We start from the raw sequence: 12,170 nt of genomic DNA on the forward strand, positions 1-12,170 counted from the left end.
CGGTGCCTAGACTCCGAACCGTAGTCACATGACGCACGACACGTGCAGGGAGTCGCGAAATGAGCAAGAAACTTATTCTCGGTGCAGTTCTCGGTGTAGCGGCGCTGGTAGCCTCGAGCGTCGCGTCGGCCCACGTCGACCTGTCGGTCGGCATCGGCGTGCCGGGCGTCTACACGGCGCCGGCGCCCGTCTACGTGGCGCCGCCTCCGCCGGTGATGTATGCGCCGGTCGGCTATCGCGACGACGGTTGGCGCGGCGACGGCTGGCGTCAGCGCGAATGGCGCGAACACGAGTGGCGCCGCCGTGAATGGCGCGAGCACGAGTGGCGCGACCGCGGCGGCTGGCGCGGCGACCGCTGGCATTGAGCGGTCCGGTTGATCACCACAAGAGGAGAGTGATCGCATGATGTCGATTCGACCCATCAGGACCTGCGCCACCGCCGCCGTCGTTGCACTCGCAACGATCGGCAGCGCGCACGCGGCGGGCTGCATGAAGGGCGCGGTGGTCGGCGGTGTGGCCGGCCACTATGCGGGGCACCACGCCGTGGTCGGCGCGGTCGGCGGCTGTATCGTCGGCCATCACATGGCGAAGAAGCAGGCGCAAGAGCAGGCCGCGCAGCACAAGGCCGTCGCGCAAGGCATGCAGCCGGCGCAGTAAGCGACCTCGTCACCGGGGCGATGCCGTGGCGTCGCTCCGGGGCTTCGTTCCCGCGTTCATGCACGCCCCGGATTGATCCGACGAATGCGTGCCGCACGCGTCGTTACGATCATTTACAACGTCGTGCGGCGCGAATTTCGCGCGTTCATAAAATGCAATCACACCCACGCGCTCCAGGGAGCACAAGATGAAACAGCAACGATATCTGTCCGTCCTGACGGCCGCGCTGCTCGCGCTCGGCTCAGTGTCTGCCTATGCGGCGGCTGGCGGCAACGGCGGGGGCAACGGTGGCGGTCATGGCGCAGGCGGCTCGGGCGGCAACGCAGGCGGCATGTCGGGCGGCCACATGAGCGGCCAGGCGCTGAGCAACTCGAACGGCATGCACGCGGGCGACCGCGACAAGGGCCTGGCGCGCGCGGCCGACCGTTCCGACACGATCGCCGATCGCGCCGGCGCGCAACCGGGTCGTGGTCACTCGCACGCGCATGGCCATACCGCGCATGCGTCGACGTCCACGCATCATTCGCATCGCAACGCATTCGGCCGCACGCTGTAAGCGCAGCCTGTGAATGCACGAGAAGGGCGCTTCGGCGCCCTTTTTCATGGTGAAAACGCAACGTGGCTGTCGGCCGAAAACATGGTGCCGACCCGATTTGCAACCAGCCGTAACTGCGTCGCCCGCCCGTGAGAATGCGGATTGCTGTCACGCGGATGACGGAACGAAAACCGGTGTGAGGAATGGGCGAGGCGCGGGTCGATAAGGACGCGGGGCACACGCCAGTAAAAAGGGCGGCTCATCGCCGCCCTTCGTCTCACCGCCCCGCGCCTGCCAGCGGCGCCGCAGGTTCGAACAGCGCGTCGGCCTGCCTGACGCGCACGAAGCGCGCCGCGCCGTCGCCATCGGTCAGCGCACGGAAATGCGCTTCGCCGCACGCGAGCTTCGCGCGCTCGTGCTCGCTCGGCACGTGGCCGTCGGCATTCGGCGTATCGACGACGAAGTACAGCCGCTCGCCACCGTCCTGTTCCGCAAGCACGGCCCAGTCGGGGTGATAGCTGCCGAGCGGCGTCTGCACGCGGAACCACGCGGGCAGCTTCGCGTACAGCTTCACGCCGTCGTGCGCTTCGAGCGCGTCGGCGAACGCGCGCTCGGCGTCCGTCTCGCACACGACCGCTTCGTGGATCGACTTGCGCGCGTCCGGCCGCAGGTTGCGCAGGTAGCCGGTCAGCGCTTCGCTCTCGAACGATTCGAGCGCATGCACGTGGCGCTCGCCCAGCTTGCGGTACGCGATGCCCGCGACGAGCGCGAGCCGCTTGCAGCGGTTGATCGCATCGGCCGCGACCGCGATGAACTGCTGCGGATTCACGCGGAAATCGTCGAGCCGGCCGCTGTCGGCCAGGATCGTCGCGAGCGAGCGGCGCGTGAGCTGCGTGCGGTCCTGCAGCTCGGTGAGCAGGTCGGGCAGCGGCAGCTCGCCTTCGTCGATCAGCACCGTGCCGGCGCCGGCCACCTCGATCGCCTCGATGCCGGCCTTGCCGATGTCGATCTCGGCCTTGCGCCACTGCAGCCGCGCACGCGCGATGTCCGGCGCGTCGCGCAACGCGGCCGTGCAGTCGCGCACGAGCTTCGCGTTGTCGAACTCGACGCGGTACACGGTGCGATGGCGGATGCGATCCCACAGCGCGCGGAAATCCTCGCCGAACACGACGGCCTTGCCCGACGCATCGCGCCGCAACGCGATCGCGCGGCGCTCGTCGGCGTTGCGCACCGCGAAGCGGCCCGACAGCTTGCGCAGCGTCGCGACGATCGGCGCGCGCAGCCGCTCGAACGCATCCGGCAGCACGAGCGCGCTCTGGCGCAGCGCATCCTTCAGCCGGTCGAGCACCTTGCCTTGCGCGTCGACGTAGCCCTGCTCGTGCAGATGGTTCCACAGCACGCGCGATAGCTCGATGCCGAGCGCATGCGTGGGGCCGTCGTCTTCCTGCACCGGCAGCGCCGCGAACTGGTGTTCCTCGACGATCCCGAAACGAATGCCCGTATCGGCCTCGATTTCCTTCTGCAGGTTCTCTGCAAACGACTCGTAGCGCTCGGTCGCGATCACGGTGAGCGTGTTCACGCCCGCGTCGCGCACGCGTTCGCCGTCCTGGTCGACCGCGAGGCGCAGCCCGCGGCCGAGCGTCTGACGGCGCTCGCGTTCGGTCTGGATGTCGCGCAGCGTGCAGATCTGGAACACGTTCGGGTTGTCCCAGCCTTCCTTCAGCGCCGAGTGCGAGAAGATGAACTTCAGCGGCGTGTCGAACGACAGCAGCGCTTCCTTCTCGCGCATGATGAGGCCGTACGCGCGTTCCGCGTTCTCGCGGGCCGCGGCGCTGCTCTCGCTCGTGTCGGTCCAGCCGCCCTTGCGGTCGATCGAGAAGTAGCCGTTGTGCGCACGCTCGACTTCGAGCGCCACGTCGACACCGTCGAACAGCGCACGGTAGGCCGGCACGCGCGCCGCGCGCGCATATTCCTCTTCGAAGATCAGCGCGTAGTCGCCCTTCACCGGCATCCCGTTCTCGTCGTAGCGGCGATAGCGCTCGACCGAATCGACGAAGAACAGCGACAGCACCTTCACGCCGCGCTCGGCCAGGCGCAATTCCTTGTCGAGATGCTCGCGGATCGTGCGGCGGATCATCTCGCGCTGCACGGCGAGCGTGTCGATGTCACCGAAAGCCTCGCCGAGCGACAGGAACGCCTCGCCTTCCGGATGGCGCAGCTCGACATACTCGGCGCCCTTGACCGCATGCACTTCGCCGACCCGCAGCCCCGCGTACAGCGCGCGCTTGGTCAGGCGTTCGAGATCGTCGCCGTCGGTGGCCGACACGATCTGGCGCTTCACGCCGGCCGTCGTCGCGACGTCGAGCTCGATGCGCGCGCTGATCGCGCCGCGCCGGTTCGACACGCCGACGAGCCGCACGTACGGCTTGTTGTGCGCATCCTCGACGATCGCCGACGCGATCTCGATCTGCTTGACGAGCTTGCGCTCGTACGCATCGACCGCGTCGAGCCGGTACACCATGTGGTGACGGTCGACGTGCGTCGCCGAATAGCGCAGCGTGCAGAGCGGCGCCATCGCGGCGAGCGCTTCGCGCCCGCGGCCTTCGAGGCCGCCGTCCACGCTCTGCGGCTCGTCGACGATCACGATCGGCCGCGTCGCGCGGATCAGGTCGATCGGCTTCTCGCCGCCGGTCTTCTCGCTGTCCTTGTAGAGGTTGTTGATCTCTTTCTTGTTGATCGCGGCGACCGTCATCACCATGATCTGGATCGCCGCGCTCGCCGCGAAGTGGCGCACCTGGCCGAGCTTCGCGGAGTCGTACAGGAAATAGTCGTACGGCACGCCCGCGTACAGCGCGCGGAAGTGATCCTCGGTGATCGACAGCGTCTTGTGCACGCCTTCCTTGATCGCGATCGACGGCACGACGATCACGAATTTCGTGAAGCCGTAGCGGCGGTTCAGCTCGAAGATCGTGCGCAGGTACACGTAGGTCTTGCCGGTGCCGGTCTCCATCTCGACGGTGAAGTCGCGCGAGCCGGGCAGGCCGGACGGCGGCAGCCCGCCGCGCAGCTGCACGTCGGCGAGATTGCGCGCGAGCGCGTCGTCAGTCAGCGACAACCGGTTGCCGACGCCTTGCTCCGATACCGCGAAGCCGAGCGAGCCTTGCGCTGCGGCCGTCGTGCCGGGCGCGGCGTTCGCGAGCACGCTGAAGTCGCCGCGATACGATTCCTGGCCGCGAAACAGGTCGCAGACGGCGTCGATCGCCTCGCGCTGGTAGTCGAGATCCGCTTCGAAATGCAGCCGCATCACAGGCTCCGCACGCGCTTCACGCCGTGCTGTTCGAGCAGCGCGGCGAGATTGAGCTTCGCGACGTCGTCGACGAAGCCGCTGTCGCGGAACAGGCACGTGACGTCGCGCGACGCGCCGCTCGCGTCCAGCAGATCGACGATGCCGTCGGCGAGCGGGCCCGCGTCGTCGCGCGAGATGCGCGCGTCGAAGCACGCGACGATCGCGCGGCCGATCAGGTGCACCGTCTTGCCGGCCACCGCGTGATGCTCGACCGGCGTGCACAGGTCGAGGCCGAGCTTCAGCGTCAGCTCGGCGAGCAGGTCGTCCTCGGTGCGGCCGGTCTTCACGTGTTCGACGGACGCGAACAGCGCATGGTCGAAGTCGTCGCGGCGCGGGTCCCACTCGATCACGTTGGTCGTGTCGAGCCGGTACACGCGGAAGCCGAGGTCGCCATAGCTTTCCGGATAGTCGCGCGCGACCTGCTGCGCGGCGCGGCGCAGGCGTTCCTTCGTGATTTCCGCGAGCGTCAGCGGCTTCTTCAGCTTCGCGCAGAAATCGGCGGCCGCCAGCTGGGTCTTGTCGCGGCGGTCGAGCGTCTCGGGCAGCTGCACGAGAATGTAGCGGCGCGCGCCGCCGTCGGTCGCGTTCACCTGCATCACCGCGTGGCCGGTCGAGCCGGAGCCCGCGAAGCAGTCGAGCACGATGTCGTCGCCGCGCGTGCACCAGCCGATCACGGCCGCCGCGAAGTCGACCGGCTTCGGCAGGTCGAACGGGATGCCGAGCGCTTTCAGCAGCGCGTCGTCGGAGCCGGCGAACGGCAGCACCGACGGCACGTTCTCGTACATGTTCTCGTCGAGGTAGTAGATCCGCTGCGGCTGCGTGGTTTCATCCGGGCCGAATTCGATCTGGCCGCGCTCGATCAGCGCCTGCATCGTCGCGGGCGGGTTGCGCCAGCCGCGCGCCGGCATCGCGCACGGCTTGCCGGTGACCGGGTGGATCAGCGGCGTGAAATACTCTTCCGGCGCCTTCTTCTTGTTCGGCCAGGCCATCGACACGAGGCGGTACACGCGGCCTTCCGCTGACAGCCGGTCGTACATCACCTCGCCGCCGGACAGGTTGGTCTGTGCCTTCATCCACGCGCGGTACGCCTTCTGCGCGTCCTTCGGGTTGCCGCTGCGGTACACCGCGTCGTGCGCGGCGTCGAGCATGCGCTGCGCGTTGCGCTTCGGGCGCTTGAGCGGCGCCTGTTCGAGCAGCGTCTCGGCGTTGCGCGCGAACAGCACCAGCGATTCGTGCTGGTACGCGACGCCGCGCGCGTCGCCCTTCGGGTTGCGCTTGTCCCACACGGCCACGCCGAGCTCGTTTTCCTCGCCGAAGATCTCGCGCAGCATCAGCACCAGCGCATGCACTTCGTGCTCGTCGATGTGCACCGCGATCAGCCCCTCGTCGGACAGCAGCGCGTGCGCGAGCTTCAGGCGCGGATACATCATGTTCAGCCAGTCGGTATGGAACCGGCCGTTCGCCTCGGTGTTGGTGCTGCGCTTCACGCCGCCGTCGGCCTGGCCCGTCATCGACAGGTAGTGGCGGATGCTGTCGCTGAAGTCGTCCGGGTAGACGAAATCGCTGCCGGTGTTGTACGGCGGATCGATGTAGACGAGCTTCACCTTGCCGGCGTAGCTCTTGTGCAGCAGCTTCATCACGTCGAGGTTGTCGCCCTCGATCACCAGATGGCGCGTGTCGTCCCACGCGACGCTGTCGTCGGGGCAGGGCCGCAGCGTGCCCGTCGACGGCGTGAGCGCGGCCTGGCGCGCGCTGCGCTTGCCGTGCCAGTGAAAGCCGTAGCGCTCGTCGGCGTCGCCGACCGTGCGTTCGCCGACCAGCGCCTTCAGCACGTCGACGTCGACCGACGCGCCGTCCGGGCCTTCGGTCACGAGTTCGGGGAACAGCGCCTTCAGGCGCGCGACGTTGTCGGCGGTGAAATCCGTCGACATCGCCTGCGGGCTGGCCGCATCGAGTTTCTGCATCGTCTTTTCCATCGGAGCCCGGCCGCGCGCGCCAGGACGTCGGGCGCGCTCACGGCACCGGCGGCAATGGCCGCCCGGGCAAACCCGAAACGCTAGCGAGTCGGTCGGCGCAGGTCAAGCGCCGATGTGAGGCGAGCGGGCGGGCGTCGGCCGCGATCGCCCGCCGGACGGGCCGCGAGCGGGTTCGGGCCGGTTGTCGCACAGGCCGGCCGGCGGCCGTGCGGCGGGCATTCGGCGCCGCCGCGGCAAGGACGAAAAAAAGGGCACGGTCGGCGCAGTGCGCCGGCGTGCCCGCATGGAGAAATCCCGAATGGAGAGGAACGGCGGGGCGCGACGCGCCCCGGCCGCAGGGTCAGAAACGCGTGCGGATGCCCGACGTCAGTTCGAGCTGGTTCTTCGCGCCGAACGTCGACGACACCGTGTAGCCGCCGTGCAGCTTCATGTAGTCGCCGGCCAGGTACACCTCGGTGCGCTTGCTCAGGTGGTAGAACACCGACCCGTAGATCGTCTCCTTGAAGCCGTTGGCGACGCCGTTGGTCAGGCTGAACGCGCCGAGGTTGGCGTTCGGCGTGAAGCCGTCCGCGTTGTTCGCGGCGTTCTTGATGCGCATCTGCTGGTAGCCGAGCTCGTAGTCGAGCGCGCCCTTCGGCGCGATCTTCATCGACACCGTCCACGAATCGTCGTGACGCTGGCCGAGCGCGCCCTGATCGCCGTTGTAGCGGAAGTAGCCGGCATTCAGGCGCACGATGCTGAACGTGTAGTTGCCGCCGACCGAGAACGTCTGATTCCTGAAGCCGTTATGGTTCACGTGGTTGTAGAAGCCCGACACGTTGAACGGGCCGCCGTTGTAGCCGAGCGCGGCCTGATACGCGGAGCCGGTCGCGAACGAGGTCGAGTTGCTGAACTGGTAGCCGGCGCTCGCGAAGATGCCGTTGCTGAACAGCTTCTTCCACGCGACGCCGTTGTTGTAGCGCGTGCCGGTCGGGCCGGCCGCGTAGAAGATCATCTGCTTGAAGTTGTTCGAGTTGGTCCAGCCGCCTTCCTCGGTCGACAGCTTCGCGGACCCGTACGCGTCGCCGTAGATCGTCGCCGCGTCGCGCGCGATGGTGTTCTGGAAGCCGGCCGTCAGCTTGCCGAAGCGCTCGTCCTCGACGCCGACCCACGCGTCGCGGTCGAAGATCTGGCCTTCGTCTTCCATCTGGCCGTTCGCGACCACGAATTCGCTTTCGAGGCGGAAGATGATCTTCGTGCCGCCGCCGATGTCTTCAGCGCCTTTCAGGCCCCAGCGGCTGCCGCTGAACCACGGCTCGCCTTCGTTGCCCATCCCGATCACGTGCTTGCCATTCGCGTCGGCGTGGGTCCGGTAGGTCGGAAAGCTCAGGTCCATCAGGCCGTAGAGCTGCACGCTGGATTGCGCATGCGCCTGGGGGCCGGCGCACAGGCCTGCCGCCGCGATGGAAAGGGCAAGGGTTTTTCGTTTCAAGATCGTCTCCTCCGAGCTGCCGCATTGAAATCTTGTCGTTGGCAGTACGTAATGTATGCCGACTCCTGCCGGCCACAGCAAGAGGGCCGACGCGTAGCATCGTAGAGGGTGCAATCCTTCACGCCGCTTTCCCGGCGGAAAGAATCGGATCGGTGAAAACACCGAACGCGCAATAATCGTGGAAGGGGCAGCTGGTCGGAAGCGGTCCCGCCGGGCACTGGGCGGGACTCGACAACGATTCGTTCTGCGAATCGATATGAGAGGGAGCGGATGCGTGCCGCGTCAATCGTGCGTGCTCTTCATCCGCAGGATGTAACCGAGCCCGCGCAGCGTGATGATCTCGGCCGTACTGCCGGCGAGATGCTTGCGCAGCCGGTGGATGTAGATGTCGATCGCGTCGGCGCTCGGCTCGTCGTCGAGCGCGAACACGCTGTCCATCAGCCGCGCCTTCGACACTGTCTTGTTCTGCTGCAGCATCAGCGTTTCGAGGATCGCGTGCTCGCGGCGGCGCAGCGCGAGCACGGCGTCGCCGCAGCGGAATTCGCGCGTGCCGAACGCATAGACGAGATCGCCGCACACGAGCTGCGTCGTGCCGACGCCGGCCTGCCGGCGGATCAGCGCGCGGATGCGCGCCACCAGCTCGCGCGACTCGAACGGCTTCACGACGTAGTCGTCGGCGCCCGCACCGAAGCAGTCGACCTTGTCGTCGACCGAGCCGTGCGCGGTCAGCATCAGCACCGGCACGTTGTCGTTGCGGCGCCGCAGCCGCGCGAGCACCTCCTTGCCGCTGATGCCGGGCAGCCGCATGTCGAGCAGCACCGCGTCGTAACGTTCGGTCTTGAGCACCGTGTCGGCCCGTTCGCCGTCGCCGACGCAATCGACCGCGAAATCCTCGCCGCGCAGCAGGTTCACGATCCAGTGCGCGAGCTCGGCATTGTCTTCGACCAGCAAAAGTTTCATGACGGCGTTCTCTTCAATCGAAAGCGGGCAGCCGCACGGTCACGACGATACCGCGATTCCCGGGCCCCGGCGCGAGCGACGCGCTGCCACCGTGCGCCTGCGCGATCTCGCGGACGATCGCGAGCCCGAGGCCCGAGCCCTCGGTATCGGCCGACACGCGGTAGAACCGCTTGAATACGTGCGGCCGCGCTTCGGCCGGGATGCCGGGGCCGTCGTCGACCACGTCGAGCACGACCGCGTCGCCGTCGCGCCGCGCGCAGACCGTCACGCAGCCGCCCGGCTGCGTGTAGCGCACCGCGTTGTCGACGAGGTTCATCACCAGCGCGGTGAGCAGGCTGTCGCTGCCCGCGACGTCGAGCCGCTCGCCGAGATCGGCGCCGAGATCGATGTCGCGCCGCTGCGCGAGCACGATCGTCTCTTCCAGCACGCTCGACACCACGGCCGCGAGATCGACGCGATGCGTGAGCAGCGTCGGCGGCGTCGCTTCCGCATGCGCGAGCAGCAGCAGCTTGTCGGTCACGTCGGCCATCTTGCGGCTGCTGCGCTGCATGCTGTCGAGCACCGAGGCCAGGTCCGGATCGCCGTTACCGCGCTGCTGCGCGTACTGGATCTGCGTATCGAGCACCGCGATCGGCGTGCGCAACTGGTGCGCGGCATCCGCGATGAAGCGGCGCTGCGTGGCCGTATGCATGTTGAGCCGCGCGATGCACTGGTTGATCGCGTCGACGATCGGCCGCAGCTCGTGCTGCAGCCGCTCGGGGCGGATCGGTTCCAGCTCCATCGGCCCGCGGTCGGCCACGTCGTCCTTCAGCTTCATCAGCGGGCGCAGCTCGAAGGTGAGGCCGAGATAGACGAGCGCCACCGCGAGCATCAGCATCAGCGACAGGCGCACGAGCTGTGGCCGCCAGATCGTCGCGACCATCGCGCCGTAAGAACGCGTCGTCTTCGCGACGACCACCGTGACCGTCTCGACCTGCCCCTCGTCGTACAGCTGGCGGTCGTAGGCCACCGCGCGCAGCGGCACGCCGTCGAGCGACGTGTCGTACAGCGTCGGCTCGATGCCGTGCCGCGCGGGCAGGTCGAGCGCCGGATTGCCGGCGAGCAGGCGGTCGTGACCGTCGATCACCTTGTAGAACACCGAGTCGCCCGACGGCGATTCGAAGATCTCCAGCGCCGCCGGCGGTACGTCGGCCGCCGGCCGCCCATTGCGCCATTCGACGTCCTCGCCGATCGTGCGCGCGGACGCGACGAGCGCGCTGTCCTGCACGAGCGCGGCCGTGGTCCGCGCGGTGTCGTACGACATCGCGCCCGCGATCAGCACGAACACCGCGAGCGGCAGCAGCAGCCACCACAGCAGCCGCCCGCGCAGGCTGTGCGCCATCCTGTTGCGCTCCTTCTCCGAAATACCGAACCGCGCCGGGGTCGCCGGCGCGGTCGTGTGTGTCATGTCAGGCGGCGATCGACGGCGTTCAGAACGCCGCGGGGCGCCACTTCAGCAGCCGCTTCTCGATCCGCGTCAGCAGGTAGTCGGCGGCGAGCGCGACCACGGCCAGCACGATCATCGCCGCGAACACGCCGCTCGCGTTGAACGCGCCCTGGGCGGTGGAGATCAACAGGCCGATCCCTTGCTTGGAACCCAGGAATTCGCCGACCACCGCGCCGACCAGCGCGAAGCCGAAGCTCACGTGCAGGCTCGCGAGAATCCAGCTCAGCGCGGACGGGATCACGACCGACGTGGTGATCTGCCGGCGGGACGCGCCGAGGATCTGCGCGTTCGCGATCAGGTAGCGATCCGCTTCGCGCACGCCCTGGAACGCGTTGCCGAACACGACGAAGAACACCATCACGACGGCCAGCGCGATCTTCGACGCCATCCCGAGGCCGAGCGCGATCACGAAGATCGAGCCGAGCACGACGCGCGGAATCGAGTTCGCGATCTGGATGTACAGGCCGAACACGTCGGCCATCAGCTTGTTGCGGCCGAGCACGATCCCGCAGATCACGCCGGCGACCGAGCCGATCACGAAGCCGATCCCGGTTTCCTCGAGCGTGACCCACACCTGCGTGAGCAGCGGGCCCTGCGACGTGCCGTTTACGAACCAGTCCTGGAGCTGGTCGAAGATCAGCGACGGCATCGAGAAGAAGAACGGGTCGATCCACTTCAGCCGTGCGGCGAGTTCCCACCCGCCGAGCACGATCACGAGTACGGCGATCCGCAGCGTGACGATCAGGTTGCGCCGGCGGCGCAGCCGGCGTTGCGCGGCGCGCTCGTCGTCCTCGAGCGTGGTCGCCGGAAGGGCGGTGGTGGGAAGCGTCATGTCGGTCATGCTCCTGTCCTTGCTGTTTGTTGCCATGGCTTGCCGTGCGGCCTATGCGTCAGCCGATCTGCACTTCTTCGCGCAGGTCGTGCCAGATGTTCCTGGAAATCTCGATGAAGCGCGCGTCGTAGCGCACTTCCGACATGACGCGCGGACGCGGCAGGTCGATCTCGACCACGCGCTTGAGCGTCGCGGGGCGCGCGGTCAGCACGAATACGCGGTCGGCGAGCGCGATCGCTTCCTCGAGATCGTGCGTGACGAACACGACCGAGCCCTTGTTCGCGGACCACAGCTGCAGCAGCTCGTCCTGCATCAGCGTGCGGGTCTGCATGTCGAGCGCGGAGAACGGCTCGTCCATCAGCAGGATTTCCGGCTGGTTGATGAAGGTCTGCGCGAGCGCGACGCGCTTTCTCATCCCGCCCGAGAGCTGGTGCGGGTAGTGCTTCGTGAACTTGTCGAGGCCGACCTTGCGGATCCATTCCTCGGCCTGCGCGTACGCAACGTCCTTCGAGCGGCCACGGAACAGCGGGCCCGCCGCGACGTTGTCGATCACGTTGCGCCACGGGAACACGGCGTCCGCCTGGAACACGAAGCCGATGCGCGGGTCGATCCCGTCGACCGGACGGCCCATCACGCGGACTTCGCCCGACACGGGCTTGAGCAGCCCGGTGATCAGGTTCAGCGTGGTCGACTTGCCGCAGCCGGTCGGGCCGACGATCGCGATGAATTCGCCGCGTGCGACGTTCATGCTGAAGTCGCGCAGCGCGACGGTGGCCTTGCCTTCCGGCGAAATGAAGCGGCACGACACATTGCGAAACTCGATCGCCGGTGTGCTCGGGGAAACTGCCTGGTTCATCGCGTTTGTCCTGCGGGTGAAGAGGGCGTCGCATCGTGGCGGCGCCGGGCC

10 protein-coding genes are annotated in these 12,170 nt (G+C 67.8%); 3 read left to right on the forward strand and 7 right to left on the reverse strand.

The window, feature by feature from the left end:
* Positions 1–59: 59 nt before the first annotated feature.
* From HWX03_RS31665 to HWX03_RS31675, 3 genes are all read left to right on the forward strand, one after another.
* Entirely contained in the window at positions 60–365 is a 306-nt protein-coding gene (locus HWX03_RS31665) for a hypothetical protein (RefSeq protein WP_175873974.1), read from the forward strand.
* Positions 366–402: 37 nt separating this feature from the next.
* A complete protein-coding gene (locus tag HWX03_RS31670; RefSeq protein ID WP_175873975.1) occupies positions 403–657 on the forward strand; it encodes a hypothetical protein in 255 nt (84 codons plus the stop codon).
* 187 nt (positions 658–844) lie between these two features.
* On the forward strand, positions 845–1,213 hold the full coding sequence (locus HWX03_RS31675; protein WP_175823429.1) for a hypothetical protein: 369 nt from the start codon (positions 845–847) through the stop codon (positions 1,211–1,213).
* 256 nt (positions 1,214–1,469) lie between these two features.
* Here the strand turns inward: HWX03_RS31675 and HWX03_RS31680 are convergent, their stop codons facing one another.
* The 7 genes from HWX03_RS31680 to HWX03_RS31710 form a co-directional block, all read right to left on the reverse strand.
* A complete protein-coding gene (locus tag HWX03_RS31680; RefSeq protein ID WP_175873976.1) occupies positions 1,470–4,496 on the reverse strand; it encodes a DEAD/DEAH box helicase family protein in 3,027 nt (1,008 codons plus the stop codon).
* Positions 4,496–6,514: a site-specific DNA-methyltransferase gene (locus tag HWX03_RS31685; protein ID WP_175873977.1), complete on the reverse strand. Its 2,019-nt coding sequence runs from the start codon at positions 6,512–6,514 to the stop codon at positions 4,496–4,498. The genes HWX03_RS31680 and HWX03_RS31685 overlap by 1 nt, the downstream gene beginning before the upstream one ends.
* Positions 6,515–6,854: 340 nt before the next feature.
* A complete protein-coding gene (locus tag HWX03_RS31690; RefSeq protein WP_175873978.1) occupies positions 6,855–7,985 on the reverse strand; it encodes a porin in 1,131 nt (376 codons plus the stop codon).
* Positions 7,986–8,267: 282 nt separating this feature from the next.
* Complete coding sequence (locus HWX03_RS31695) at positions 8,268–8,945, reverse strand: response regulator (RefSeq protein ID WP_175823425.1); 678 nt, start codon at positions 8,943–8,945, stop codon at positions 8,268–8,270.
* Positions 8,946–8,958: 13 nt separating this feature from the next.
* Complete coding sequence (locus tag HWX03_RS31700; protein WP_175873979.1) at positions 8,959–10,326, reverse strand: sensor histidine kinase; 1,368 nt, start codon at positions 10,324–10,326, stop codon at positions 8,959–8,961.
* A gap of 88 nt (positions 10,327–10,414) precedes the next feature.
* Entirely contained in the window at positions 10,415–11,263 is an 849-nt protein-coding gene (locus tag HWX03_RS31705; protein WP_174433859.1) for an ABC transporter permease, read from the reverse strand.
* A 58-nt stretch (positions 11,264–11,321) separates the two neighbouring features.
* Positions 11,322–12,119: an ABC transporter ATP-binding protein gene (locus HWX03_RS31710; protein WP_175873980.1), complete on the reverse strand. Its 798-nt coding sequence runs from the start codon at positions 12,117–12,119 to the stop codon at positions 11,322–11,324.
* Between the last annotated feature and the right edge of the window lie 51 nt (positions 12,120–12,170).

Source organism: Burkholderia sp. BCC0397 (assembly GCF_902832865.1).
In the GTDB taxonomy this organism is placed as follows: domain Bacteria; phylum Pseudomonadota; class Gammaproteobacteria; order Burkholderiales; family Burkholderiaceae; genus Burkholderia.